The sequence below is a fragment of the Lysobacter yananisis genome, assembly GCF_031199375.1.
Lineage (GTDB): Bacteria > Pseudomonadota > Gammaproteobacteria > Xanthomonadales > Xanthomonadaceae > Lysobacter > Lysobacter yananisis.
The window spans coordinates 5,404,925-5,430,678 of sequence record NZ_CP133568.1 but is presented as its reverse complement, the minus strand read 5'-3'; the positions used below and the strand labels follow the sequence as shown (position 1 = coordinate 5,430,678).

Annotated in this window: 21 protein-coding genes; 10 read left to right on the top strand and 11 right to left on the bottom strand. The window is 63.4% G+C overall.

Going from position 1 to position 25,754, the window contains the following annotated elements; all coding sequences use genetic code 11:
- Positions 1-117: 117 nt before the first annotated feature.
- From RDV84_RS22210 to RDV84_RS22200, 3 genes are read left to right on the top strand one after another with little or no spacing between them, the layout of a single operon-like run.
- On the top strand, positions 118-978 hold the full coding sequence (locus RDV84_RS22210) for a hypothetical protein (RefSeq protein WP_309151626.1): 861 nt from the start codon (positions 118-120) through the stop codon (positions 976-978).
- Positions 975-1,583: a PIN domain-containing protein gene (locus RDV84_RS22205; RefSeq protein WP_309151625.1), complete on the top strand. Its 609-nt coding sequence runs from the start codon at positions 975-977 to the stop codon at positions 1,581-1,583. Before RDV84_RS22210 ends, RDV84_RS22205 begins: the two co-directional genes overlap by 4 nt.
- On the top strand, positions 1,583-3,760 hold the full coding sequence (locus tag RDV84_RS22200; protein ID WP_309151624.1) for a hypothetical protein: 2,178 nt from the start codon (positions 1,583-1,585) through the stop codon (positions 3,758-3,760). The genes RDV84_RS22205 and RDV84_RS22200 overlap by 1 nt, the downstream gene beginning before the upstream one ends.
- 673 nt (positions 3,761-4,433) lie before the next feature.
- On the opposite strand, the gene RDV84_RS22195 is transcribed toward RDV84_RS22200, so the two are convergent.
- Complete coding sequence (locus tag RDV84_RS22195; RefSeq protein ID WP_309151623.1) at positions 4,434-6,434, bottom strand: NACHT domain-containing protein; 2,001 nt, start codon at positions 6,432-6,434, stop codon at positions 4,434-4,436.
- Positions 6,435-6,901: 467 nt separating this feature from the next.
- Here RDV84_RS22195 and RDV84_RS22190 point away from each other — a divergent pair, with 467 nt between their 5' ends.
- The 3 genes from RDV84_RS22190 to RDV84_RS22180 all read left to right on the top strand — a co-directional run bounded on the left by RDV84_RS22190 (position 6,902) and on the right by RDV84_RS22180 (position 8,714).
- A complete protein-coding gene (locus RDV84_RS22190; protein WP_309151622.1) occupies positions 6,902-7,084 on the top strand; it encodes a hypothetical protein in 183 nt (60 codons plus the stop codon).
- A gap of 653 nt (positions 7,085-7,737) precedes the next feature.
- On the top strand, positions 7,738-7,971 hold the full coding sequence (locus tag RDV84_RS22185; protein WP_309151621.1) for a DUF2188 domain-containing protein: 234 nt from the start codon (positions 7,738-7,740) through the stop codon (positions 7,969-7,971).
- 83 nt (positions 7,972-8,054) lie between these two features.
- Positions 8,055-8,714 carry a hypothetical protein gene (locus RDV84_RS22180; RefSeq protein WP_309151620.1) on the top strand — a complete coding sequence of 220 codons (660 nt, stop codon included), beginning with the start codon at positions 8,055-8,057 and terminating at the stop codon, positions 8,712-8,714.
- Positions 8,715-8,987: 273 nt separating this feature from the next.
- Here the strand turns inward: RDV84_RS22180 and RDV84_RS22175 are convergent, their stop codons facing one another.
- The 6 genes from RDV84_RS22175 to RDV84_RS22150 form a co-directional block, all read right to left on the bottom strand.
- Complete coding sequence (locus RDV84_RS22175) at positions 8,988-10,202, bottom strand: S1 family peptidase (RefSeq protein ID WP_057947193.1); 1,215 nt, start codon at positions 10,200-10,202, stop codon at positions 8,988-8,990.
- Positions 10,203-10,718: 516 nt separating this feature from the next.
- The gene (locus RDV84_RS22170) at positions 10,719-10,853 is read right to left on the bottom strand and encodes a hypothetical protein (protein ID WP_309151619.1); all 135 of its coding nucleotides are present in this window, start codon (positions 10,851-10,853) and stop codon (positions 10,719-10,721) included.
- A 51-nt stretch (positions 10,854-10,904) separates the two neighbouring features.
- Positions 10,905-11,606: a hypothetical protein gene (locus tag RDV84_RS22165; protein WP_309151618.1), complete on the bottom strand. Its 702-nt coding sequence runs from the start codon at positions 11,604-11,606 to the stop codon at positions 10,905-10,907.
- 455 nt (positions 11,607-12,061) lie between these two features.
- Entirely contained in the window at positions 12,062-13,276 is a 1,215-nt protein-coding gene (locus RDV84_RS22160) for a S1 family peptidase (RefSeq protein WP_158229828.1), read from the bottom strand.
- A gap of 1,242 nt (positions 13,277-14,518) precedes the next feature.
- On the bottom strand, positions 14,519-16,021 hold the full coding sequence (locus RDV84_RS22155; RefSeq protein ID WP_057947195.1) for a S8 family serine peptidase: 1,503 nt from the start codon (positions 16,019-16,021) through the stop codon (positions 14,519-14,521).
- A 372-nt stretch (positions 16,022-16,393) separates the two neighbouring features.
- Positions 16,394-16,984, bottom strand: a complete 591-nt coding sequence (locus RDV84_RS22150; protein ID WP_309151617.1) for a DUF3885 domain-containing protein — start codon at positions 16,982-16,984, stop codon at positions 16,394-16,396.
- A gap of 138 nt (positions 16,985-17,122) precedes the next feature.
- Between RDV84_RS22150 and RDV84_RS22145 the strand changes: the two genes are divergently transcribed.
- Entirely contained in the window at positions 17,123-19,150 is a 2,028-nt protein-coding gene (locus RDV84_RS22145; protein WP_309151616.1) for a M13 family metallopeptidase, read from the top strand.
- Positions 19,151-19,408: 258 nt separating this feature from the next.
- A complete protein-coding gene (locus RDV84_RS22140; RefSeq protein ID WP_057947198.1) occupies positions 19,409-19,615 on the top strand; it encodes a hypothetical protein in 207 nt (68 codons plus the stop codon).
- Positions 19,616-19,691: 76 nt separating this feature from the next.
- Here RDV84_RS22140 and RDV84_RS22135 read toward each other — a convergent pair whose 3' ends face one another.
- Both RDV84_RS22135 and RDV84_RS22130 read right to left on the bottom strand, forming a co-directional pair.
- Positions 19,692-20,747, bottom strand: a complete 1,056-nt coding sequence (locus tag RDV84_RS22135) for a hypothetical protein (protein WP_309151615.1) — start codon at positions 20,745-20,747, stop codon at positions 19,692-19,694.
- A gap of 439 nt (positions 20,748-21,186) precedes the next feature.
- Complete coding sequence (locus RDV84_RS22130) at positions 21,187-21,381, bottom strand: hypothetical protein (protein WP_138884882.1); 195 nt, start codon at positions 21,379-21,381, stop codon at positions 21,187-21,189.
- A 401-nt stretch (positions 21,382-21,782) separates the two neighbouring features.
- Here RDV84_RS22130 and RDV84_RS22125 point away from each other — a divergent pair, with 401 nt between their 5' ends.
- The gene (locus tag RDV84_RS22125; protein ID WP_309151614.1) at positions 21,783-22,028 is read left to right on the top strand and encodes a hypothetical protein; all 246 of its coding nucleotides are present in this window, start codon (positions 21,783-21,785) and stop codon (positions 22,026-22,028) included.
- Between the two features lie 96 nt (positions 22,029-22,124).
- Here the strand turns inward: RDV84_RS22125 and RDV84_RS22120 are convergent, their stop codons facing one another.
- A complete protein-coding gene (locus RDV84_RS22120) occupies positions 22,125-22,967 on the bottom strand; it encodes a class I SAM-dependent methyltransferase (RefSeq protein ID WP_309151613.1) in 843 nt (280 codons plus the stop codon).
- Positions 22,968-23,273: 306 nt separating this feature from the next.
- Between RDV84_RS22120 and RDV84_RS22115 the strand changes: the two genes are divergently transcribed.
- Positions 23,274-24,668 (top strand): trypsin-like peptidase domain-containing protein, encoded by a 1,395-nt coding sequence (locus RDV84_RS22115; RefSeq protein ID WP_309151612.1) that lies wholly within the window; start codon positions 23,274-23,276, stop codon positions 24,666-24,668.
- Between the two features lie 137 nt (positions 24,669-24,805).
- On the opposite strand, the gene RDV84_RS22110 is transcribed toward RDV84_RS22115, so the two are convergent.
- Complete coding sequence (locus RDV84_RS22110; RefSeq protein WP_309151611.1) at positions 24,806-25,681, bottom strand: alpha/beta fold hydrolase; 876 nt, start codon at positions 25,679-25,681, stop codon at positions 24,806-24,808.
- Positions 25,682-25,754: the final 73 nt, after the last annotated feature.

Sequence of the window (25,754 nt, the reverse complement as noted above, 5' to 3'; positions counted from 1 at the left end):
CGCGAGAACTGTGACACTACCCGTGCGGCTGCGGCCGCAGGCGGTAAGCTAGGCGAACAACACGTTTGGCTGCGGGCTTCATCAGTCCCGCTGCCGATCACAGGGAAGGGGGCCCGGATGGCCGATACGAGTGCATTGAGGTCGCCGCCGCGGAGCGGCGACCGTTTGTTTGATTGTGTGGGTTATCGCAGCCGCGCCATCGGCCGCTCGGGCCCTCGCGGCCAGAGGCGTTCCAAACCTTTACGCCTGCCGCTGTCCAGCGTCGAATGCCGCGGCGGCCACCCCGGCTTGGCCCACGGGGCCGACCTGCCTTCCGCGCTGCTGCGCGAAGCCGACAGCGGTGCCATTGTCTGGGGCCACGCCCTGCAAGCGGGCAAACATGGCTGGCTGGAGACGCTCAGCATCCTCTACTGGCTCAACGAACTACGCACCGCGCCGCTGCCGCCGATCCACCTGTTCGTACCCGAGCACTCATTGACCGGAGACGTCCGCCACAGGTTGGACGCGATGCTGGCCCCTGCGGGGCGTAGCTGCGCCGACTACTTCGTATGGGTAACGCACCTGAGCCAAGCGGCGCTGATGTGGGGAGGGCGATTTGGGCTAGCTTATAGCCGGTTCCCGGGGGCGTTTGGGTTCTATGTGCTGGAATCCGTCCACCAGGGATGTCCGGTGCATACCAATGGGGTTGGCAGCAATCGCTATTTGTTGCGGCCCGATCATGGGATCGACGTGTACGAGACCCTTGACATGGTCGAAGACGCTCGCGGTCAGCGTGACCCTGCTGCCTGGCGCGGTGTGGCCGAGCGCATCCTGCGCGACCTGGGGCGGGACGAGACCGTATGGGCTCAGTGCGAACGAGGGGGCCGTGTGATCGAAAGCACCTTGAGCCCCGGTAACTTCGAGAGCGATCTGACCCAATCCCTGCATAGCCTCGACGACGCCGCGATGCTCTTGAGATTTGGCCTGGAGGGGTTGTGAAGGCGATTAATACGGCTTACGCGCTTGTTGACTGGCACAACATGCAAAAGCACTTGGATCCGGAGTTCAACTCTGATCCCAGAAAGCGGCTGCGCGACGTCATTTTCAGGCTGCAGCAGCATGTCGTGGGGGCGCTCGAATTCGAGCGGGCCCAGAAGTATCGCGTCACGTTGCGCCTGTATCACGGCTGGCATCAAAATAGGGACCAGACGGTCGCCCGTCGCGACTTCGATCTGATGTCGAACGAAGAGGAGCTTGCGCGGCGGATCGCGAATGTTTCCTTCGTCAAAGGATTCCAGTTCGGCAACGACCCCATCTGCAACGACGGCAGTTATCCGTTGTTCCATACCTATCGGGGAGGGGGGCAGGACAGCGGTCAAAAGATGATCGATACCTCCATAGTCTGCGATGCGTTGCACCTGATGCGATATGGGTTGGCCCAAGTGGTCCTGGTCCTGTCGGACGACGACGACTTCATTCCACTTTTGGTTACGGCCAAATCATGGGCCGCTCGCGCCATACTGCTGCGGCAGCCCGGCAGCCATGTAAGGGATGTGACGGATCTCGATTGCGAAAACGACGTCTGCTATTGGAGCGAAAACTGATGAATGAGTCGGAAGTCAAACGCGTCCTGTCGGTATTCGCGGATCTGGCAACTCCGTTCAGCGTAGCGCCGAAAGACGGTCGCCTCGAAGTGGCCATGGTTCGCGAAGGCGAATCCCGGACCTATCTCATCGACAACGCCGGATCCATCTCAGCTAAGCCCAGCGGCAAGCGCTACCTGAATCTGGCATCGCTGCTGGCATCCGAGGAGTTTGTGAATGTTCGCGAATTTAAGGCGACTCAGCGCCGCATTCTGAACGGTCGAACGCCGGCATGCTTCATACCTCCCGAGGGCGAGTTGTCGCTGCATGGGCATGTCGCTCCGATCAATCTGGAGTTCGATGATTTCAAGAACATAATTGGCAGGCAGAGCGACAGTCACCTGTCGATCATGCTTCTGGACGGCCCAGCCGGGATCGGAAAAACCTCCCTGATCGAGCGCATCGCCTATGAGCGAGCGGAGCCCGCCAGCACCGCGCCGCCTATTCTCCATGTCGTCAGCAGCGGCGGTCGCCTGACCGATCTCAACAAGGCACTGGCGCACGCAACCCAGTCCTTACGTCTTCAGTTTACTTTCGATCAGGTTCCGGTCCTAACCAGGTTGGGCGTTATTCAAGTCGCGATCGACGGATTCGACGAATTGGTCGATCCGGATGGCTACAAGGATGCCTGGTCCGCATTGAGGAATTTCCTGCTCGAGGTCGGATCGTGCGCTCCGATGATATTGTCAGGCCGGGACACGTTTTTCGATCAGCAAAGCTTCGAGGAGAGGCTGGCCAGCAAGATTAGAAATCTTTCGCTTGATCATGCGCGCCTGAGACCAGTATCGCCCAGCTCGGCCAAGACATATTTGAAGCAAAGCGGTTGGTCGGACAACGAACTTAAAGATATCGAGTCCAGCGGTTGGCTGGTTGAGGGCTCTTATCATTTGCGGCCATTCTTCCTGGCCCAGATCGGCGGGACCGGCGGTTGGGACAGCTTGTCCAAATCGCACAGCAGTCCGCAGTTGTTCTTGGTCAAGCAGTTCGTTTTGCGAGAGGCCGGAAAAGTCAATCAAATGGTCGAGATCGATGGAGCGGACGCCGAGCGCTCTCTGTGGCAGTTCTACGGGCTGGTTGTGGACGACATGGCGTCCAACGAGACGGACTCGGTCGACATCGGGTTTCTTTCTGTCGCGTGCGAGACCGCATTCGAGCCGGTATTGAATCAGAGCGACCTTGCCAAGCTAACGGCCAAGGCGGGCAGTTTCGGGCTACTGGAGTCGGGGGGGAGCGGAAACATCCGTAGATTTCCGCATTCGGAACTTCAGAATCAATTCCTGGCCCGCAGCCTGTTCGACGAATTGCGCACCGCCGACTACGCATCGAACTTCATGCGCCGTGGTCGGGTCGATATCCCGTTGATTCAAGCTTTCATCGATCAGGTCGACGAAGCGGATGTCGAATCCGTCACCACCGTTAAGGGGCGGCTGGATCACATTATTTCGCGCGAAGGATACGCGGAGCGGCTCGTTTCCAACTGCGGCGGGATGTTGATTTCCTTGATTTCGAGGTCTGACTTGTCCGGCGTTTACGTGGGCGGTTTTTCCATTTATGATGCGAAAATAGTCGGCGTGGCCTGCGAATCGAAATTCGCCGGCACGCACATTTCTCATCTCGACGTAAGGTCTGCGGATTGCAAATCTTCGGATCTGAGTGGAGCGGACATAGTAACGCTGACGGTGGATGCTTCCACGAAGTTCGGCAGTTTTTTGCCGGGCAATGTCAAGACTCTTCAGGTCGAGTCGAACGGCAGCGTTTCCGCATTCCGGGATCCGGCCGATATCGCGGAGTGGATCGGTGCGCACTCGGACGAGATGGAAGACAGTGCTGCATCGGAACTGCCATTGGTACGGTATTTCGATCGTTTGTGCCGGAGATTTATGCGGCAGCATCAAATTCGCGCCAATTCGGACGATAGTGCGTATTTCCTGATTCAAGATCCTTTGTGGGAAGAGATAAAACTGATCGCCGCTGGGCGGATAGTGACCGGCACCAAAGATTCGCAGGGGCCTAACAACCAGTTCATACGGATGTCGCGTCCTGAGGCGCTTCTGTCTCCAGGCAAGGGGGACGCCGAGTCGTCTGCGATCAGGGCTCATGTTGTAAAGCGGGCTAAGGAGCTGGGCGCAAAGCAGTAGTGCCCTGCTTTCGCGCTGAAATACTTCGAGCGACTCTAAGTGTCCGGCCAGAATCAGTGGCCGGACAGACTGAGTAATGCGATGGCGGCGTGTTCTTCGCGCGCCTGCGGGGAGCCCGCGGCGCCGTCAGTGCGAGGCGATGCGAGGAGTTCGACTGTTTTCGGCGGGCTTGGGCGGCTCTTTCGGATGTGCCTCTGCTCGCCTTCCTCAACAGGCGTCAGCGCCCCGTACTCAGCCCGCGCGGCCTGATATGCACCGGGTTGATAGGCCTGCCTTTACTCGGTGTCGAGTGCCGTGACGGCCACCCCAGCTTACGCAGCACTGACCTACCGCCGGCCTTGCCGCGCGAACTCAACAGTGGTGCCACCGTCTGGGGCTACGCCCTGCAACCCGGCAAACAAGACTGCTGGCGACGCTGAGCACTCTCTAGTGGCTCAACGAACTGAACGCCACGCTTGCACCTCGAACTCGCCTCTTCCCGGAGCCGTTTGGGTTTTATGTTCTGGAATTCGTTCATCTCAAGCTAGGCCAGTAAAAAAACAAGATTAAGCGCTGCGGCGATTGCCGCAGAAAGGATGCTTGCCAGTGCAACTCATTGATTTTTCTGTGGGGCGGCGGGTATTCTTCCCCGTCAATGCCCTCCCGTGTACTCCGCAGTCGCTAAATATTTAATTTAGGTGCCGCTTCTTTCAATTATGTGGGCCGACATGGCGAGGCAGGCTTTTCCGCTAATCGATGCATATCGATTAGTGAGGGCGTATACATGTATATGTCTCCCTGTCGGCTCAGATTTCGACGCTTGTATCTTCAAGTGCGATAGGTCGAGTGGGCTTTCTCCAAAAGAACAGCAAAGGGGGCCGGTATCCCCTCGATCACCAAGCCAATACAGTTCTTCTTTATCAAATATACATTTGATGTCGTAATTGGAAACTATATATGGCTCGCTTTCCCATAGGCTTAATATTTCTTCTAGCGAGGGAAATCTTCGGGTCAATGATGTGTTCTTAATGAACTTCGATTTCAGAGAGATTGGGCTGGATCCGGAGTCGAATGTGTCTCGATATGGAGTTCGCTCCATAATTGTTTGTGTGTCCGTAATTAGCCAGCATATGCCATGCGTCGAGTCACAGATCTCATAGGCACTGGCCGTAGACGCGCGAGATGCGACGGCTACTTTGATCGATTGATTGCGCCACGAAAGTGGAACGCCTCTGCTTCGCCTCGATGATATGTTTGAGAGGCGTAAGATTTCTTTGCAATCAGTCATGGAGCGGAGCTGTGGCTGCTTCAAAGGGCTGGCTAGCGGAAACAGACCTGTTGATGCATGATTCTTCCCCAACAGTTCAAGTATATCTTTAGGATTAGCTGATTTAGTGTTTCCCCAGCTCACAAGCAGGTCTTTCATTAAGTCGGTCCATTCGAATTCGTAGCATCTGGCGTCGAATTTTATGGCTGCGAGTAAGACTAGATACTCCATTATGGATCTGTGTGCGAACTTGAATTGCCCTTCAATGTCTCTATTTAATAATGATCTGGCCTTAAGTTTCCAGCTTTCTAGGGGTGTTTCGTGGTCATTGGCAAGGGATTCGATAAGGCTGGCAGGGAGGCGGTCTCCCAATCCTTCGCGTTGTTGGCGATAAGCGATGACAGCAATTTCAGTTGATATCTCAAGCAGGTCTTTTTCCTTGATCCAGTGGCTTTCTCGTTCAAGCCAGCTTTGGATCAAGAATTCGTAGAGGCCAAATAGCTCCTTTATTAGCTTTTTCTCGCGAACTAAGTCGGGGACTAGCTCCAGAAGCATCGGGCGCGAGCTTAGTTCAGGAATTGATGAAACCATCTCCAATGCATATTTCCGGCGCTTGATATTGGCAATATGCAGGATTGGGAATTGTTTGCTGATGTATTTACTGATTTGTTCCTTGGAGAACGGCGCTATAAATATTCTGTGTAGCGGGAACTCTTTGTTTTGTCCAGCTTTTAAAGGTGCCGCATACATTATTCCGCTGCGATTTGGGATGGACTCATCTCGTGCAAAGAACTGCGATCTGCATGTGATAATTATATTCTTGAAATCTGCAGCGGCTCGCATTAACTCAGTGAGTCTTTCTTCTTGTTTAGTTGTTGCGTTTGGATCTTCGTCAAATGCGTCTAAAAAGCAGATTATATTTCGTTTGTTTTGAACGGATTTGATTTGTTCTATGGCGTCACTGCGGCCGAGGGGGATTATTACTACCTGGGTTCTTTCGTTTTTGTTTTTCTTTAGTTCTTTTGCGTAGTAATTTAAACAAAAGCTTGTTTTCCCCATCCCGGAATCGGCTAATAGTATGATGTGGCGCTGTTGGCCTCCTATGCTGAAATGGTCGTCCACTGTTTTAAATAGCGGGGCATGTGCAACCACATTGTGGAGATCGTCTTCGTTCGATGGATCGATTTGAGTGCAGTTGGGCTGTAGATAATTTTTACAAGATTGAGTAATGTCCTCCTTCGTGAAGGAAGTGACACCTGTGTTGAGCGTCAGTTGTTTTGCAATTTTTTGCGCGTCATTTTTTATGAGCCAATCCCGGACGGCGGCTGCGATTTTTGCGATGCTGGCAAGCGCTGCCAGGGGCGTGGCAATCATAGATAGGATTGCCGCTAGCGGATATTTGGCAATCATTGCCATAATTGCGTTCATCATGCTTCCTCTCCCCTGATATCTTTTGTGCCTCTGTATTTTTGTGCGATCTAGAATGTTGCTTGGTAGTGTAAAACTTGATTTGGTTCGTTTGTAGTTTGGGGGGGTATATTTTCGACTCGAAACGCCGCACAAAGGCGGCTAATGACACCCTGCAGACGTGGCAGTATTCGCGAAGTTGAAGCGGATCGATTCGTTGGCTCCCTCCCTAGATTTTGCTTGCGTAGGACTGCGGCTTACCGAGTGCTTCCGCGCAAGCTGCCCGTGTTAGGCCTGCTGCGGCACGCATTTCCCTGATCAACTGAGAGTGCCCTCGATGTCAGCGACGAACAACTGGTCGCCGTCAATGCGGCCTTGACCCAATTGGAGTCGGTGCTATCCGTGCTGGTGTCGCTGTCGCCGGATGATCGCCGCCGTCTGGCCAAGATGGGCCCAAGTCCGAGACGTTTTGCCGGCAGGCGGTGCCGGTGTTGGAGCAGAACCCGCAGGTGGTGCCGCCCAGCGTGGATTTGGCCGGTGCGTTGCTGTACCTGCGCACGCTCGACCGATTGCAGCCGTTGCTCGACCGCCTGCAGCGCTTGGCCGAGCGCGACGACGATACCGAGTTGGCGCTGAGCGCCGACATCATGGCGTTCTCGCTGGAGACCTAGGAATTGCTCAAAGTGGCCGGCAAGAACCAGGGGCTGGATGGGCTGCGCAAGGAGATGTCGGCGCGCTGGTCGCGCGCTTACCGCGAGCCCGCTGCGCCGCCGGCGTGAGCTGAGACGATCGGCGCGCCCGCCCGAGGTTTCGAACGTGTATGCCGCCTTCGGGCGGCATTTTTGTGTGCTGCAGGCGGCGGGCACCGGCGCCCGGGCGGATGGTGCGGGGTGGGCCAGAGGGCGTGGTTTGTTGCGCCGGGCTCCATCGGCCGAGCAAAAAGCTCGGACGATGGAGCGCGGAGCTCGGGCGCGTTTTGCTCGGACGGTGCAGCGGCGGGCTCGGCCGTCCGAGCGGCGAGCTTGGTCGATGCGGCTGCGGGCTCGGTCGTCCAGGCTCGGCGCTCCGACGGCCGAGCTTTTCGCTTGATCGGTTGGACAAATCGCTCGGCGTCCGGTGCTGGAAGCTTCACGAGCCGAGCTATTTGCCTGGCGGGCGAGCTTTTCGCGCCATCGGACATGGCCTCGATCCGGGCCTCGTCTCGTTTCTGTAAAGACGCGGCACGCCCAGGCACACGGATTACTTAAATGCGCAGGCAGATCGGATCGCCGGTGCTAGCGTCGGCTCGCGCAATCGGTGTGCGATTCCAACAGGACAACGGATCATGTCGAAGCGGGACATCCACTTTGTACCCCACCCCGACGGCTGGGCCGTGAAGCGCGAAGGCGACGAGCGGGCCAGCTCCGTGCACGAGCGCAAGGCCGATGCCGAAGAGGCTGGGCGCGATCTGGCCCGCAAGGACGAGGTCGAACTCGTCATCCATGGGCGCGATGGGAGGATTCAGGACAGCGATAGCTACGGGAACGATCCGCATCCGCCGAACGATCAGAAGCGCTGAGAACGGACAAGGGCGAGGGCGCTGCGGCGCCCTCGCTGTTTTATCGCGGGGCGAACGCCTCGGAACGGCCTGGGAGGGCTTGCATGTTCGCGACGTACCTGAAGGAGCTGGGTTCGTTCTTGTTGGTGCCGATGGCGATGATCATCGCCGGTCTTTACCTGACCAAGGGCGTTTACGGCCTGCACCGCTCGCGCAGTCAAGACCGCAAGGACTTCCTCGATCTCTGGGCCAAGGCCGACAAGGCCGACAACTTGTGGGTGCAGGTCGCGGTGCGGCATCTGTTCGGCGAGAACCTGCCGGTGCCGTTGATCCGGCATTTGATCGCCCAGCCGCAGGCGACGCGCGCTTTATCGGACGTGGCCTTCGCCTGGCGCTTGATCGATTTGGATGAGGCGACGGGTGAGTTGTTCTGGCGCCACCGCCGGCACTACTCGCCGCGTGTCCGCCTATGGGAGCGGCGCTTTTGGCTCGGGGGCTACTTCTTGATGGCGGCAGGGGCGTTGTTGTCGGTGTGGGTCGGGGTGAAGGTGGATGCGAAATCCACTGTCGGCGTAATGAGTTGGCTGTACGCGTTGCTTTTCGGAGTGGCGGCGTATGGCTCGCTGATGCGGGGCGAGCGATTGTCTGACGCGGATGTCGGTGTGCCGCGATGGACGAAGCAAATGCGATGGCGCGGCGGCAGTTGGAATTCGCCTGCGACGGGGGCGTCTCGTCGCCAGGGGCGGAAGCGTCGCGCTGGCTGAGGGCTTGGAGATCACGCTTCGTCGGCCGGGCCTGGATCGTTCATTGGCCAACAGGCTATCCGGCTGCCGACTGTAGGAGCGGCGCAAGCCGCGACCGCGGCAAGGCAACTGCGGCGGGGCTTTCGTCGCGAGCGGTTGCGGCGCGGTCGCGGCTTGCGCCGCTCCTACAGGGGCTTCGGGGCGGTGCGTCTTTGCTTGCAGTGCGCGGCAGTGGCGGCAAATAAAAAGCGCCCCGGTTTCCCGGGGCGCTCGGCGTTTCGCGGGTCTGTCCGCTTACGGGCTGGTCTTCAACGTCAACGAATACGCCGACAAGATCGAATTGATCGGCGTGAAGTAGCTGTTGCCGCCCCCCGTGCGCCCCTGCTTGCCCTTGCAGCTGCCGCTGCCGCCCGACAGCACGCCCTGCGCCTGGCCGGCGCTGGTGATGTACGAGCCGCCCGAGTCGCCGCCTTCGGCGCAGGCGGTGGTCTGGGTCAGGCCGGTCACGGTGCCGTCGGGTTGGTTGTTGTCGTCGACGTAGGACACGGTGACGTTCTTGGTGCGGATCGCGCCGCAGCGCCAGCCGCTGGTGCGGCCGGAGCGGCACAGGGCGGCGCCGACGGCGCCTTCGGTGCTGCCGCGCACGGCCACGTCGCCGTTGCCGTAGCCGTAGACGCTGGCGAGCAGGGTGTGGTTGCTGTCGACCTGCACCCAGCCGCGGTCGGGGCCGGTCTGGTTGCCGTCGGGCATGCTCGAGGCGGCGAACGCGCCCAGGCGAGCGCCCGGGGTCCATTGCGAGTCTTCGTTGTAGACCACTTCGCCGGTGTCGCCGCAGTGGCCCGCGGTGGCGAAGCCCGGGGTGGTGCCCTTGGTCACCGAGAAGCCGACCGAGCAGGCGTACAGATAGCCGTCGCCCGGGTTGCGCAGGTAGCCGCGGCCGCCCTGGATGTTGTTGAGGCGGCGCGGGGCTTCGGCGAGGGTCTCGAAGCGCACGGCGGTGCTGTCGAGTCCGCTGAGGGCGACGAAGTCGACCGCGGCGTCTTCGCTGCCCGGAGCCACGCCGACGACGACGCTGTTGCTCGGCAGGTCGACGGCCCAGCTGTACACGCCCTTGGGCGCCTTGCCATTGCGCGCCAACTGGCTGTCGAGCTGGCCCTTGGCGGCGTTGAGCGCGGCCAGGCTGTGGCGCGCTTGGCGGGTTTCGACCCCGGCGGCAGCCTTGGCGGCCTTGATCGAGGTGGTGGCGGCGACGAAGCCGAAGGAGCCGTCGGCCTTACGCTCCAGCCAGGCGCCGGCGAAGTTGCGGCCGAGTTGTTTTTCGACGGTCTTTTCCTGCGCGGCGGCGAGGCGCTCGGCCTTGAGGTATTGGGCCAGTTCGTTGCCGGACAGGCCGAGGTCGCGCTGCATGGCGGTCTTGAGGCCGGCGGGCAGGTCGTCGGCGGCGAGGGCGGCGCCGGAGGCGGTCAGGGCGACTGCAGCGGCGAGGACCGAAAGACGGATCTTGCGCATTCCGAAAGCTCCTTGAATAGGAAAGGGAACTGCAATGCGGCAGGCCGGGACGCGTCAGTCGGGTTGGCGTTCGATCGGCTGGCTGGGGGAGCGTTCTGGCTTGCCGTACTGGATAGAACGGCGGTGGATCGGGAGTCCCCTACCTGTGATGACCATGGTTTTTATGCCGATTTGAGACGGGAATAACGATTTTGATGTGCCAAAAGTTGGCTCCGCGGTGTGAGGCGGCGTCCCAGAAGCCTCCGAGGTGTGACGGTGGCGTGGGTGGGGCGGGCGGCGGCATGGGGGGCGCGGTCGCGGCTGAAGCGGGCCACCGCTTCCCAGGTGTTGCTTCCGTAATCTCCGTCGGGCTGGAGGGATCTGCCCCTTGCGTCCGCGGCCCCGACAAGCTGCAGGTTTTCCTGCAACGCTTTCACCGACAAGTTGGCGTCAGTTGCTCATTGCGGCACGCAACTTGGTCGTATCGACGTAGCCTGCGTCGGCCAGCCAAGTTGCGCCTGCCTGATAACGCCCGATCTAACCAGCGCCGTTGGTGATGGCCAGGTCGCCGCCATTGCTTTCTGTGAGCACGGTCGAGGCGACAAGTCGCCGTGTTCCGTAATCGCTGAGTCCTTCGATATCGCCTTGCGCGTACTGATTGGCTGTCAGCACGGCTCGTTCCTGTCTACGTGTCCCTGCCACGATCTTGCTCCCTGCGTTTCGTTACTTGATCTGACTGCAGTTCATTGCAGCGATAGCCTCCGATGGCCGGGTGCGAGCCAAATCGAACACGGTGAAACCACCGGTGTACTTTCCGCCGTCCTGCTGGCTGGCTTGGATGAACACTTGGCGTTTGTCCGCAAGGGTGGCTTCGAAGAACGCGCCATCTCCCGCGCCCTCTTGGTAGTCCGGAGCGGGGCATTTATTCGCGATGACCGAAACGTTGGAGGCGCCGAACTGAGTCTTGAGAATTCCAAGGTAGTCGTCCGAATAGAACGGTTTGCTGATCGAGACGGATTCGACGCCGCTTAGCGAGCCGCTGATGCTGATCGTCGATTCGCCCTCATTTTTCTTGGTGGTGGCGTATTCCGTTCCAGGCCTTCCATTGGGGATGTCTTTGATCGAGAAGCCCTTGAGCAGGATTCTTCCGCTGCGGGAGTAACGGCCTTTGATGGTTTCCTGAGGAGTAGGGTCGGTCCAGTTCACTTCGGACAGTGAGGAGTAGGCATCCCAATCGCCGCCTTTTTCGCTGGCGAACAAGGCGGCTACGGCTTGCATGTCGCTCGTCGTAGCCTGAGCAATCTGTTCGGGACGGGCAGGGGCGCTCAATGGCGGCTTGTCCGTTCCGACGGCATTCTCTTGCTGGCAAGCGGACAGCCCAAGCGCAGCAATGGCGGTCGCAGCGGTCAGATGTTTCAGTCTCACGTTGTCTGTCTCTTGGGGAAGCGGTTCGTCGATCGAGTGTTTTCGAGAAGTGGGCAAGTTTGGCTTTCGCTTCTCTTGCCTGGAGAGTCTTCCGGGGAGCAGCGGACCCAGCTCGCTGCGCACTGCGTCATTGATGATTGCGAGGTCGCGATACGATGAATCAGCGTACGCATTTCGAATCAAAGTGAAGCCAGGGGGCGGGTGTAGGGGCGTGTATGTGACGGCCATGTCGAAAGCTTGCGAAGCGCTGTGAACCTATGAAGCAGCAGCATCGGGCGCGAGCCGTTGAGCACAGCATCCAGACGGACTTTTACTCGGTCAATGGGTAGAGGCAAGAGGATGGGCATCGCAGAGGGGAGTTTGCTGGTTTGATGCCTAGTTGGTGGTAATTCCATAAGTAAAAAAAGCGCCCCGAGTGACCGGGGCGCTTTTCTTGTGCAGCTGTCGAGATCGAATTACGGGTTGGTCTTCAACGTCAACCCATACGCGCTCAAAATCGGCTTGATCGGCGTGTAGTAGCTATTGCCGCCACCCGGATTGCCCTGGCTGCCCGAGCAGCTGCCGCTACCGCCCGACAGCACGCCCTGCGCCTGGCCGACGCTGGTGATGAACGAGCCGCCCGAGTCGCCGCCTTCGGCGCACGCGCTGGTGCGGGTCAGGCCGGTGACGGTGCCGTCGGGGTTGCCGTTGTCGTCGACGTAGGAGACGGTCATGTTCTTAGTGCGGATGGCGCCGCAGTGCCAGCCGGAGGTGCGGCCGGAGCGGCACAGCGCGGCGCCGACGGCGGCTTCGGTGCTGCCCTTCACGGTGACGTCGCCGCTGCCGTAGCCGTAGACGCTGGCCGACAGGGTGTGGTTGCTGTCGACCTTCACCCAGCCGCGGTCCGGGCCGGTGCCGGTGCCGCTGGGCATCGACGAGGCGGCGAAGGTGCCGACGCGCACGCCCGGGTTCCACTGGCCGTTTTCCTGATAGACGATTTCGCCGACGTCGCCGCAGTGGCCGGCGGTGGCGTAGCCGAGGGTGCTGCCCTTGGTGACCGGAAAGCCGACCGAGCAGGCGTACAGGTAGCCGTCGCCCGGGTTGCGCAGCATGCCGCGGCCGCCCTGGATGGCGATGCGGCGCTGCGGCGCTTCGTTCATGGTCTCGAAGCGGACGACGCTGGCGTCGAGGCCGCTGCGGGCGACGAAGTCTTCGCCGGTGGCCTGCGCGCCCGGGGCGACGCCGACGACGACGCTGTTGCTCGGTAGGTCGACCGACCAGCTGTACACGCCCTTCGGCACCTTGGCGCTGCGCGACAGCAGGCTGTCGAGCTGGCCCTTGGCGGTGTCGAGCGCCTTCAGGCTGTGACGCGCCTGGCGGGTCTCGATGCCGGTCAGGGTCTTGGCCTTGCTGACCGAGGTGCTGGCGGCGACGAAGCCGAACGAACCGTCGGCCTTGCGCTCCAGCCACGCGCCGGCGTAGTTGTCGCCGAGCTGCTTGGCCAGGCCCTTTTCTTGTTCGGTGGCGAGGCGTTCGGTGGTGAGGTACTGAGCCAGTTGCTTGTCGGTCAGGCCGAGGTCGCGCTTCATCGCGCTCTTCAGCGCGGGAGCGAGGTCGTCGGCGGCGAGCGCCGAACCCGATACGACCATGGCGGCGGCGACGGCGAGGACCGACATACTGAACTTGCGCATATCCGATAACTCCTCAAACGGGAAGGGAAGGATGCGAACAGTGATCGCGGCAGGCCTGGTTGAGGTCTTTGGCTCGCGCTTGCATTCGGTGCGCGAAGTCGTGCCGCACTGTTTAGAACGGCACCCGGACAAAGCGCCCCTACCCATGAATTGAGACGTTTTCGTGGATTTTGGATATCCGCGAAATGGCAGGTGTGCACATGAAAAGAATGAACATCAAGCGCGAAAAGTGATGCGCATCGGGAGTGCGTCGATGCGTTGCCGCGATGACGCGTCGTGGGCTTAGCGCAAGCTGAAGCGTGGCGCGAAAGCGTGATCGGTGCAGGGGGAAAACTCGCGTCAGTGCGGGGATGACAGAATCGTAATGTGCAGCGGGTGCGTGGACGGTCGCGGATGAATGGGTGTGTGCCGAGTCGGTCGTTGCGTCGCTCGCGTGCAGCGGCTTGTGGCGCGCGGGCGCGATTGCGCTTCGGCGGGCCGAACGGTGTGCGTGCTGTGGGGCATGGCTCTGAAGTCTCTGGATCCCCGCGTTCGCGGGGATGACGGCTTGGGAGAGGCGCGGCGAAACCCAACCACCGTCATTCCCGCGAAAGCGGAAATCCAGGGCTCCATCGAGGCAAGGCGCCGAAGTCTGTGGAGAGACGCGGCGACACCCACCCGCCGTCATTCCCGCGAACGCGGGAATCCAGGGCTTCATCGAGGCAACGCGCCGAAGTCTGCAGAGCGACGCTGCGAAACCCACGTACCGTCATTCTCGCGAAAGCGGGAATCCGGGGCTTCATCGAGGCAAGTCGGCGAAGTCCGCAGAGCAGCGCTACGAATCCCACCTACCGTCATTCCCGCGAACGCGGGAATCCAGGGCTTCATCGAGGTAAGGTGGCGAAGTCTGCAGAGCGACGCTACGAAACCCACCTACCGTCATTCCCGCGAACGCGGGAATCCAGGGCTTCATCGAGGCAATGCGCCGAAGTCTGCAGAGCGACGCTGCGAAACCCACCCACCGTCATTCCCGCGAACGCGGGAATCCAAGGCGTCATCGAGGCAATGCGCCGAAGTCTGCAGAGAGACGTTGCGAAACCCGCCCACCGTCATTCCCGCGAACGCGGGAATCCACGGCGCTATCGAGGCGCAGCGCCGAACTCAGCAATCAGACGCGAAGCGGCCCGCACGTAGCGCCATCAAGGTGCTGTGTGCGGGCCGCAGAATGACGGGAACAGGCGCGCGCGCCTGCTCCCGCCGGGATCACAACGTACCGAGCTGCGCGATCGCCGCGCGCAGGTTCGGCAGCGGGCCGATGTTGCCGCCGCCGCCGGCCTGCGGGGTGCCGGTGTTCTTGAGCAGGTCGCGCATCTGCCGCGGGGTCAGGGTGATGCCGCGCTGCTTGGCGATGCCCGACAGCGCGACCACCGCGGCGGCGACGATCGGCGAAGCGCTGGAGGTGCCGGAGAAGGTCTTGGTGTAGTAGGCGTTGACGCCGCCGTTGTAGAGGTTGCCGTAGCCGGTGGTGGTGACGCAGCGGCCCCAGGCCTGGACGTTGACGCGCGAGCCGTAGCTGGAGAACGGTTGCTTGGCGCGCTCGGCGACGCTGTCGCTGCACCAGATGATCGAACGCGGGCCGCCGGCGCCGACGATGATCGCGCCGGAGTCGGCGCGGCCGCCGGGGAACGGCGAGCCGAAGCAGGCGGTGTTGTCGAGGTTCATGTTGCCGTTGCCGCCTGCCTGGACCACGTGGATGCCCTTGTTGGTCGCGGTGACGATGGCGGCGTGCACCGACGGAATCCATTCGGTCGGCACGTAGCCGTTGCACGCGCTCGGGCCGGCGGCCTGCTGCTCGATCAGGATCACGTCGCCGGCGCGCAGCGCGTTGGCGGCGGTGAGGATGGCGTTGGCCGGGTCGTAGCCGCGCTCGGTGTTCATCGCGTTGGTGACGTGCGCGCTGGCGCCGTCGACCAGGCCGGTGACGCCGATGCCGTTGTTGTCGGCGACCAGCTGGCCCATCACCGCGGTGCCGTGGTTGTTGTCGTTGAACGGATCGCTGGGCGTGCCGTTGTTGATGCGCGCGCCGGCCAGGCGCAGCTTGGACAGGTCTTCGTGGTTGGTGTTCCAGCTGTATTCGACATCGAGCACGCGGATGCCGGCGCCGTTGCCGCCGGCCACGGTGCGGGCGTAGTCGCTGTCGATGCCGCTCTGCGCCGCCGGCAGCTTGTAGGTCTGGAAGTCGTGGTACGCGGGCGAGGCCGGCGGCGCGACCGGCAGCGGCGCGGCGTAGGCGGTCTCGACGATGCTCATGGCGTTGAGTTCGTCGATGACCCGGGCGATGTCCTGGCCGGGCTTGACCCGCAGGCGGAACCATTGGCTCAGGTCGGGTTGCGAGTCCGCGGTCTGCGCGCTCTTGGCCAGCGCTTGCAGCGTGGCGGCGTCGGCGCGGAACAGCGGTTCCAGCGCGGCGACCGGGCCGGCGCCGCCGGTGAGGCCTTCCAGCGCGGCCAGGCGGCCGAACTTGGCCGAGCTCAGGCGGTTGCCGTGCAGGCTGACGCGGCTGTCGTCGACGAACTTGACCTCGATGAATTCGCGCGAATCGTAGCGGCCGAGTTGGGTCTTGATCGGCTTGGACAGCAGCACCTGCGGCGCGGTCGGGTTCGACGGCGAGGCGGCCGCGGCGACGGCGGGGATCGCGGCGAGCGCCAGGCACGGCAGCAGGGCGCGGAGCAGGAGCGTGGGACGGGAGTGGGCGATGGAACGCATGAGAAGAGGGTCCTGGGAAGGGAGGGGGCGTCCTGCGAAGCGGCGCGCTGAACGGGCTTCGCGGCGGTGGGAGCGATGGGGCCGGCGCAACGGCCCGGGCCGAGAGTAGGCAGGCGCCGGCGGGCCCGGATGGCGGCCCATCACGGTTTCGCCGATGCGTTCGGCGGCGGTGTTTTTGTTGCGGAAACCTGGATCGCGCACACGCCTTGGCTGCGCCGTCGCTGTCTCGGCGCGTTCGCCGGCGCGGGGAAACATGGCAAGGTGGGCGGCTTTCCGGCGTCGGCGCTCGCGCTTTCGCGGCGTGCGTCGGCCGTCGCCGGGCCTGGGTGCGCGAAGTGCGTCAGCCGAAGCCCGCGGCCGACGCCGCGGCGGTCACAAGCCGTCGGGCCGGCCCGACAGCCACGCGGCGAAGCGCGTCTTCATCCGCGCGGCCTGTTCGGGCGAGGCGAGAAAGTGATCGGCGCCGCCGTCGTAGGGCGCGAACGCGCCGCCGCCGGCGGGATCGAAGAACAGCGTGGAACCGGTGCCTTCCTCGGCGATGCCGGCCAGCAGCGGATCGAACGCGCCGCTGCGCCAGCGCACGGGCGCGGCGAACACCTGGATCGCGTCGTCGCCGCGGCCGTGGCCGAGCACGTGCACGGGCCGCGCTGCGCGCAGTTGCGCGGCTTCGTCGTCGCGCAAGCGGGTGTCCGCGCCGAAGCGGGCGACGAACAGCAGGCAGTCGCGGTCCTCGCCAAGGACGTGCGCGGCGGTGGCGTTGTAGCGCTGCAGCGCTTGCGCCAGTTGCTGCGGCGTCTCCGGATAGCGCTGGGCGTCGGCCAGGCTGTGGGTGCGCACCCAGCGTTCGGGCAGGGCGCGGCGGCAGAGGAAGCCCACCGGCGGGACGTCCGGGTAGGCGCGTTGCCAGGGTTCGAGGAGGTCGACGGGCGTCATGCCGGTGCCGCGCTCGCGTTGCGGCGGCACTCGCCGTCGGTCGCGGGATTCTCGACAGCGCCCGGCGCAGCGTCAACCGCGCGGCGGGCAGGACTTCTGGGACGCGACCGGCACCGGGCCGTGGCTATAGTGGCCGCACCATCCACGCCGCTGCTTGAGGGAAGTGCCGTGTCCAAGACCTGCCTGCCGTTCCTCGCTTTGTTCGTCCTGTCGGCTGCGACCACCGCCACCGCCGGCGGCCTGCACGGCATCCAGCCCGGCGATCTCAATCGCCAGGGCAATGCCTGCAACGACTTCTTCGACTACGCCAACGGCGCCTGGCGCCAGCAGAACCCGATTCCGGATTACATGGACCGCTGGAGCCGGCGCTGGCAGGCCGGCGAGCTCAACAAGGAGCGGGTGCGCGACATCCTCGGCGAACTGTCGGCGCGGCAGGACTGGGCCAAGGGCAGCGCCGGGCAGCTGGCCGGCGATTTCTATGCCGCGTGCATGGACGAGTCGCGGGTGAACGCGCTCGGCGCCAAGCCGGTGCGGCCGTGGCTGGACGAGATCGGCGCGCTCAAGGATCGCGCCGGCGTCCAGCGCGAGATCGGCAAGCTGCACGATGCCGGCATCGCCGCGCCGTTCGCGCTATCGGCCGGCGAAGATCTGCGCGAGCCGTCCAAGGCCATCGCCCATATCTACGCGAGCGGGCTGGGCATGCCCGACCGCGACTACTACCTCAAGCCCGAGCCGCGCTTCGTCGAGGCGCGCGCCAAATACCTCGCGCACGTGGCGAAGATGTTCGAGCTGGCCGGCACGCCGGCCGAGCAGGCCCAGCGCGACGCGCAGACCGTGTTCGACTTCGAGAAGCGCCTGGCCGAGGCCTCGCTCGACAACGTGCAACTGCGCGACCCCAAGCTGCAGGACAACCCGACCCCGTTCGCCGGCCTGGCCAAGCTCGCGCCGGGCTTCGACTGGGGCCGCTATTTCGACGCCGCGCAGCTGCCGCGCGATGCGGTCAACGTGACCCAGCCCAAGTTCCTGCGCCAGTTCGAGAAAGAACTGGCGACCGCGCCGGTGGCGCAGTGGAAGGCCTATCTGCAATGGCACGTGCTCAACGCCGCCGCCGATTCGCTGTCGCAGCCGTTCGTGGAGGAGAACTTCGCCTTCAACGGCAAGTTCCTCACCGGCGCGACCGAGATGAAGCCGCGCTGGAAGCGCTGCGCCGAACTCACCGACGCGCAGTTGGGCGAGGCGCTGGGACAGAAGTACGTGGAGAAGTACTTCCCGCCGCAGGCTAAGGCGCGCATGCAGGAGATGGTCAAGAACATCCTCGCGGCGATGGACGACACCATCCGCGAGCTGGACTGGATGGACGCGGCGACCAAGCAAAAGGCGTTGGAGAAGCGTTCCACCTTCGTCGCCAAGCTCGGCTATCCGGACAAGTTCAAGGATTACCAGGGCGTGGCGGTGTCGCGCGAATCGGCCTGGGACAATCTGGTGGCGACTTCGCGCTGGAACGTCGCCGACAACCGCGGCCAGGTCGGCAAGCCGACCGACCGCAGCCGCTGGGGCATGACCCCGCCGACTTCGAACGCCTACTACAACCCGCTGCAGAACGAGATCGTGTTCCCGGCCGGCATCCTGCAGCCGCCGGCGTTCGACGTGAACGCGACCGACGCGGTCAACTACGGCGCCATCGGCGTGATCATCGGCCATGAGATCAGCCACGGCTTCGACGACCAGGGCGCGCAGTTCGACGCCCAGGGCCGCCTGGCGAACTGGTGGACGCCGGCCGACGGTAAGCAGTTCGCGGCCAAGGGCCAGTGTGTGGTCGACCAGTTCGAGGGCTATTTCATCGAGCCGGGCGTGCACCACAACGGCAAGCTGGTGCTGGGCGAATCCATCGGCGATCTGGCCGGCGCCAAGATCGCGTACCGCGCCTATCTGAAGTCGCGCGAGGGCAAGGGGCCGGAGCCGACCCTGGACGGCTTCACCCCGGAGCAGCAGTTCTTCATCGCCTGGGGCCAGTTCCGCGGCGACGAGACCCGGCTGGAGACCCAGCGCACGATGATCCAGGGCGACCCGCATCCGATCGCCAAGTACCGCGTCAACGGCCCGCTGTCGAACCTGCCGGCGTTTCAGCAGGCGTTCCAGTGCAAGGTCGGCGATGCGATGGTGCGGGCGGAGGAACAGCGCTGCGAGGTGTGGTGAGGGCGGGGGCTTCTAGAAGCCCCGCGCCTACCCGGCCGCGGCTATCGTGGAACTGCGTGCAGGTGTCGTGAAACCGCGCGCCGGGTACATGTAGGTGAGCGCGAGGCGCTGTAGCGCCTGTTCAATCCAGGGCGAACGGCACCGCATTCGGTTCTTGTGAACGTTGCGCGCCGACCGGCTGGACCAAGCGTTAACCGCGCGAGCCGCAGTCTGAGGTATCCGGCACGCTCCGTGCCGGTCCGCCATGAGGACTTCGCGATGGGCACGCACACCGACGACCGCAAGACCGCGGCCACGCAGAACGACAAGCCGCCCCGCGGGCAGGGGCACCAACCGCTACCCGGCGAGAATTCGCCGGGCGGTGAAGGCGCGAAGCGCAAGCACGTGCAGAACGCGGATCTGCCGCCGGGCGTGGGGCATCAGCCGCTGCCGGGCGAGGATCCGCCTTCCAAATCGGGGAAATGATTTGGCGGTCGGGATTGGCGTATCGACCGTGTCGGCGGGAGCGGGCGCAGGCCTGCCCAGATTTCCTGCGACGGCCTTACTTTCGTAGTTCTTGCAGTTGCTTGATCAGCAGCGCCAGCAACTCGTGAACGTTGATGACGCCCAGGTCGCCGGCGGACGCCTGCGTGTTGATCACGAACAAGCGCTGCGCCATTTCTGTCTTCAACAAGTGCTGCTGCTCGAGCGGCAACGATGATATGTAGGGCGCTAGCGACTTGAGATTGAGGGCGGTGCGAAGATAGGTGTGGTACTGGTCGCGATGCCGCGCCGATTCGCGTGCGAGATAGCCGGCCGGAACCGAGAACGCCAGCGCCACCAAAAAACGTAGCGTCGTGGCTTCCCAGGTCAAGACCGCGGCGCTGTGGTCCAGCCAAGTGATCGCGAGCACCGCGATGGCGGCCACCATGAAGACCAGCGACACGCGGCGCATGCTGTTCGCGCTCTGGAGTTCCTTGCGTGCGCTGTCGGCGCAATCGCTGTTGATCGCCTCGCCTGCTCTGTGACTCAGCAGGTCTGCATAGTTCCTGGTTTCTTCGTCGACCCGGGCCTTGCCCCGCCCATATTCTTCGCGAGCTCGCTCCAGTTCGGCCTTCACTTCGTTGGTAAGGGCCGCGACGCGCTCTTCGAGTTGCGTGGCGCTGCCGGATACGGTTGTCAGCCGTTGCTCCAGTTCAGTGTTCTTTCGGTCCAGTTCGCTGCGGCGTGTTTCCTCGGCCGAGGGCGAAGGCTCCGATTGGATTGACTCGGCCAGATTGATCGGCATGGATCGAGCGAAATCGGCTAGCTTGCCAGCGTGCTCGATGGCCTGCCGAATTATTGACTCATTACGCCCGACAGTGTCTGGTGATTTCAGCGCGTTTTTCAAGAATGTGGACGCGTGGGCGGCAATCCCTGAAATGGATGTGGAGAGTTCGAGATCGTTGGTCGCATTTTCATAGTTCTCGTAGTGATTCGAAAACCCTCCATAAGCATTCGCCATCTCCGGAGACACCGCGACGCTTTTGAGGTCATTGGCGACGACGCGCATGACCATAGAGACATAGCTGAGAGCTTGCATTGGGTCGAACTCCGAGCCTTCTATCGTGTCTTCCATGATGCTTAACTCCTGTGGTAGTCGGCTCGGCCAGGGATTCGCGGAGTCGAGTGGGGTGCGGCAGTCAGCTTAGTATTAATCAATCGGAGGCGGTTTTGTCTATGTGGGAATCGGTTGCGATTTTGAACGCTCGGCGCTCTTGTTCTTGCTGTTTTGTGCCGCAGTCCGCTCTTGTTGTCGTGGACTGCTGTTGCAGTTTCTTAACGGCGGCCGGATTTTCGAGGTAAACAGCCAATTGCAGCTGGCCGGCTTACAAGCAAAGTATGTACAGAGTGTGGATTTTATCGGGCAGGGTGTCAGATTTCTCCGGATGAGCGCTGCAAGGCCTGGAGTACAGCAGTCCGGCGTTGGAAGTAGACTCAGATTTCCAGTGGCGCTCAAAAGTGGCGAAGGCGACCGTGGCGCTTAGCGAGGCGGCTGTCTAGATCGGTGCTCACTCTCAATCGGCTGGGTAAATATGGGCCACGGTAACGCAGCGATAAGTTCCGGGCGTGGTGTTTATCCGCACGAAGATGCCGTTGGCGGTCGCATCATAGACGCGTCTGTGATCGAGGCCGTGCGCGCCTTGGTACACCGGGTCTAGTTTCGCGCCGAGGACGTCCGCGGCCAGTTCGGTGAAGGCATCGAGTCTCATAGACGCCGATGTCGATCTGTTTTGCCGGATGGCTTATTGAAGCGAAGCTCAACGTGCGCCCATCGGAACGCCGTGCCGCCCCTTTGCTATGCAAGCTGTCTGCCGGCAACGGCTTTAGATCGAAAGTTGCGGCTAGCCCGGATGCGATCTTGTTCTAAGCTTTTTTCGCTTTCTGTTGCCCAACGCAAGATATTTTCAAAGGCTGGTGAGTGGGTCGAATTTAGAGGAAGCGTCGCGGCAGTAGGTGTGGTGCCGTTGGGTTTGACTGCATGCGTTGCGCTGCGAGCCTGAAGCGTGATCGCCAGGCTCCAATTTCGCTTAATGCTGCGCTTACTCGATCTTCACGCTTATCGACTTCCTGTGAAGATCGAATGCCGGGACGACCCAACCAGGAGAGCGCTATGAAGTTCAAGTTCCATGCCGTCGCCCTGACCCTGTTGCTTCCCATCGCCGCCACCGCCGGTACCATCACCGTCAGCGGCCACGGCCAAAGCTACGATCCCGGCATCGCGATGGCGGACGCGCGCGCCGATGCGGCGAGCAAGTGCGCGGCGCAAGGCGGGACGCCGGTGAAGGAGGTCTACAGCCATGTCACCCGCGCCAATCTGTGGCTGGCCGATTCGATCTGGAGTTGCGAGGTGCCCTGATCGGCCCTCGGGCCGGCGACGCAGCGGTTCGCCGGCGACGAGCAGGCGCATGGCGTCGCTGCTTCGCAGGCAGCGGCGCCATCCGCGCGCGTCGGATCAGCGCCTCACCGCAAGCACGCCATCCAGCGCCAGCTCCGCCTTGAACCCGGACTTCTCCAGTCGCTTGGCGACTTCGCGCGGCACGTCGCGGCCGGTGGTCAGTTTGTTCGGGCTGCCGGTGTAGTGGAACAGGCGGCCGCCGCGGCGCAGCACGCGCGCGAGTTGGTCGTAGAAGGCCTGCGAGTACAGCTCGCCGGCGATGCCGAAACGCGGCGGGTCGTGCAGCAGGGCGTCGAATCCCGCCGCGGGCAGGGCGGCGATCGCTTGCGATACGTCGGCGTGGGTCAGTTGCAGGCGTCCGCCGCTGTCGGCCGCGTCCGGATCGGGCGACCACGGGTTGAGGGTGCGCAGCCACAGCACGCTGGCGTTCTTTTCGAACGATTCGATGCGCGCGGCGCCGGCTTCGAGGCAGCAGGCGGCGAAATAGCCGAGGCCGCCGCAGGTGTCGAGCACGGTCTTGCCGCGCGCTTCGATCAGCCCGACCTTGCGGCGGGCGTCGTCGATCGGCGAGGTCTTGGCGGTCGGCAGCATCTTGATGCCGTCGATTTCGAACGTCGGCGCGCCCCATTGCGTCGGCACCAGCTTGATCAGCGAGCCGGCGAAGCGCGAGACCGCGGCGTAGTCCTCGCCGTTCCAGTAGTAGACGGTGCGGTCCTTGAGCGCGTCCGGGTAGCGGTAGCGCTGGCCGCGCCACTCCCAGCCGTCGGCCGCCAACCGCGCTTCGCCCTGGCTGCAGCCCAGGTCGAGCGAACCGCTCCAACTCGCCAGGCCAGCGTCGCGCGCGGCGCGCAGGGCCTCGGCGTCGGGACGGGTGAGCAAGGGGCCTGAGTAGTGCGGCACGGGGCGGGGTCCGGAGCGGGGGAGGCGGAAGCATAAAGGGGATGGGGGCGCATGGGGGGCGCGCGTCGCGGCTCGCCGCGCCGGTGCGGGCGATGAGCGCGAGCGCGCACTGCGTCGCTTCGCGGTTGCGATGGGTTTTGCGATTTCATGCATCTGAACCGTTTCGGCCGGCGCGCCGCGGCGCGCGGGGTAGGGAGTCGCCGGAGCGGACGCGTTTGCGCTTGTGTCCCGCGCATTTCGCACGTTCCCCCGGACCGGCGCCGGGACGCCCGGCCCGCCCACCCGCCTCCAGGAAGACGCTCACTCATGATCCGCAAGAATCTGCTTTCGCTGGCCCTGCTCGCCGGTCTGTCGGGTTTGGCCTTCGCCGCGGCCGCCGATGAAATGGGCGCCGAGCCGGTCACCGCCGCGCCGCTGGCCAAGGCCTTCGGCGCCGTCGATTTCGCCACCTCCGGCAAGGCCGGCACGGTGCGCAGCGTCGATCTCGGCTTGCCGAGCCAGGCCAGCGTGATCGCGCTGGGCCAGTTGCGCATCGAGCAAGGCCGCCACGGCCAGCCGCTGCAGGTCGGCCTGGCCCGCAACGTCGGCCGCAGCCGCATCGACCTGGGCGGCTTGAACTGGGAAACCCTTCCCGACGGTTCGCGCGGCGCGCGCTTCAGCTTGACCTCGACCCACGCGGTGGCGCTGCGCGCCGGCCTGCAATTGCGTGCGACCGGCAAGGCCGATGCGGGCGCGGTGACGCTGCGCTTCGCCGGCAACGACGGCCGGGTGTTCGCCGAGGACGGCCGCGCCTTCGCCCAGGCCGGCACCGGCTGGTCGCCGGTCGTGGCCGGCGACACCCTCACCGTGGAAATCGTGCTGGCGCCGGGCCAGCGCGCGGACGACTTCAGCCTCAAGGTGCCGCAGCTGTCGCACCTGGACGTGGATCCGGCCGCCAGCTCGCGCGACCTGGCCAAGGCCACCGGCGTCGGCGCCAGCCAGGCCTGCGAGCAGGACATCGTCTGCCGGGTCAATCCGTCGGCCGGCTTCCTCGCCGCGAGCAAGGCGGTGGCGCGCATGGTCTACACCAGCGGCGGCAGCTCCTACCTGTGCAGCGGCACCTTGCTCAACAACAGCAACTCGCCGAAGCGCCAATTGTTCTGGACCGCCGCGCACTGCATCAGCACCCAGGCCGAGGCCGACAGCCTGCAGACCTACTGGTTCTTCGACGCCACCGCCTGCAACAACGACACCGCCAGCGCTTCGGCGGTGACCCTGTCCGGCGGCGCCTACCTGCGCCACGCCAACACCACTCGCGATACCGCGCTGCTGGAGCTCAAGAGCGCGCCGCCGGCCGGCGCCTACTACGCCGCCTGGAACAGCGCCGCGCTGACCGCGACCGGTGCGTCGATCGAAGGCATCCACCATCCGGCCGGCGACCTCAAGAAGTACTCGCTGGGTTCGGTGACCAGCCTGTCGACCTCGCTCGACGGCCGCAGCCCACTGACCCAGGTCAAGTGGAGCGCCGGCGTCACCGAAGGCGGTTCGTCGGGCTCGGGTCTGTTCACCGTCGCCGGCAACGGCGATTACCAGTTGCGCGGCGGTCTGTACGGCGGTTACTCGGCGTGCAAGAAGAAGGGCCAGCTGGGACCGAACCAACCCGATGCGTATTCGCGCCTCGACGGCGTGTGGTCGAGCGTGTCCTCGTACTTCTCGCCGTAAGGTCCGCGGCGCGATCCAACCCTGCGTGAAGTTGCGCCGCGCGTCCCGGACGGTACGCGCGGCGCTTTTTTTCGTGCTCGCGGGTGGCGCTTCGCGACGTCGTCGTTGGCATCGCCGGCGCCCGGCCCAGGCCGCGCTCAGCCGCGCGCGGCGCCGAACACGTCCTCGATGCGCCGGGCGATGTGCGCGCCATGGGTGGCCAGGGCGAAGTGGCCGGCGTCGAGCAGTTCCACCTGCGCGTCGGGATTGTCGCGGCGATAGGCCTGCGCGCCCGGCGGGATGAAGAACGGATCGTGCCGGCCCCAGACCACCAGCGTCGGCACCCGGCGCTCGCGGAAGAACTGCTGGAATTGCGGATACAGGGTCAGGTTGTTGGCGTAGTCCAGGGTCAGGTCGAGCTGGATGTCGGCATTGCCGGGGCGCTGCATCAGCAGGTAATCCAGGTGATAGGCCTCCGGTGCGACCAGGGTCGGATCGGGCTCGCCGTTCTCGTACTGCCAGCGCGTGGCCTCCAGCGACAGGAACTGGCGCAGCGCTTCGCGATTGTCCGCGGTCGGGTCGGCCCAGTAGCGGCGCATCGGGTCCCAGGCCTCGCCGAGGCCTTCCAGGTAGGCGTTGCCGTTCTGCGAGATCAGCCCGCTCACGCGCTCGGGCTTGGCCAGGGCCAGGCGCAGGCCGGCCGGTGCGCCGTAATCGAACACGTACAGCGTGTAGCGCTGCAGGTCGAGCGCATCGACGAAGGCTTCCAGGGTGCGGCCGAGATGATCGAAGTCGTAGACGTAGCCGCGCGCGTCGGGGACCTCGGTGAAGCCGAAGCCCGGCAGGTCGGGGGCGACGAGATGGAAGCGGCCGGCGAGCCGCTGGATCAGCTCGCGGAACATCAGCGAACTGGTCGGGAAGCCGTGCAAAAGCAACAGAGTCGGGGCGTTCGGATCGCCGGCCTCGCGGTAGAAGACGCGCAGGCCGTCGGCTTCGACGTAACGGTGGTGGACCGGGAACAGGGACGAGGACATGGGGAGGTTTCCTGGAAAGTTGTAACCCTGATTCGAATTGAATTCGGGTTACAAAAGGCTAGCCATGCCCGAT

Excerpts from the sequence above, each read along its gene's own strand:
- RDV84_RS22210 (WP_309151626.1), top strand. The coding sequence starts at position 118 with ATGGCCGATACGAGTGCATTGAGGTCGCCGCCGCGGAGCGGCGACCGT.
- RDV84_RS22200 (WP_309151624.1), top strand. The coding sequence starts at position 1,583 with ATGAATGAGTCGGAAGTCAAACGCGTCCTGTCGGTATTCGCGGATCTG.
- RDV84_RS22195 (WP_309151623.1), bottom strand. The coding sequence starts at position 6,434 with ATGAACGCAATTATGGCAATGATTGCCAAATATCCGCTAGCGGCAATC.
- RDV84_RS22185 (WP_309151621.1), top strand. The coding sequence starts at position 7,738 with ATGTCGAAGCGGGACATCCACTTTGTACCCCACCCCGACGGCTGGGCC.
- RDV84_RS22180 (WP_309151620.1), top strand. The coding sequence starts at position 8,055 with ATGTTCGCGACGTACCTGAAGGAGCTGGGTTCGTTCTTGTTGGTGCCG.
- RDV84_RS22175 (WP_057947193.1), bottom strand. The coding sequence starts at position 10,202 with ATGCGCAAGATCCGTCTTTCGGTCCTCGCCGCTGCAGTCGCCCTGACC.
- RDV84_RS22160 (WP_158229828.1), bottom strand. The coding sequence starts at position 13,276 with ATGCGCAAGTTCAGTATGTCGGTCCTCGCCGTCGCCGCCGCCATGGTC.
- RDV84_RS22155 (WP_057947195.1), bottom strand. The coding sequence starts at position 16,021 with ATGCGTTCCATCGCCCACTCCCGTCCCACGCTCCTGCTCCGCGCCCTG.
- RDV84_RS22140 (WP_057947198.1), top strand. The coding sequence starts at position 19,409 with ATGGGCACGCACACCGACGACCGCAAGACCGCGGCCACGCAGAACGAC.
- RDV84_RS22135 (WP_309151615.1), bottom strand. The coding sequence starts at position 20,747 with ATGGAAGACACGATAGAAGGCTCGGAGTTCGACCCAATGCAAGCTCTC.
- RDV84_RS22130 (WP_138884882.1), bottom strand. The coding sequence starts at position 21,381 with ATGAGACTCGATGCCTTCACCGAACTGGCCGCGGACGTCCTCGGCGCG.
- RDV84_RS22125 (WP_309151614.1), top strand. The coding sequence starts at position 21,783 with ATGAAGTTCAAGTTCCATGCCGTCGCCCTGACCCTGTTGCTTCCCATC.
- RDV84_RS22115 (WP_309151612.1), top strand. The coding sequence starts at position 23,274 with ATGATCCGCAAGAATCTGCTTTCGCTGGCCCTGCTCGCCGGTCTGTCG.
- RDV84_RS22110 (WP_309151611.1), bottom strand. The coding sequence starts at position 25,681 with ATGTCCTCGTCCCTGTTCCCGGTCCACCACCGTTACGTCGAAGCCGAC.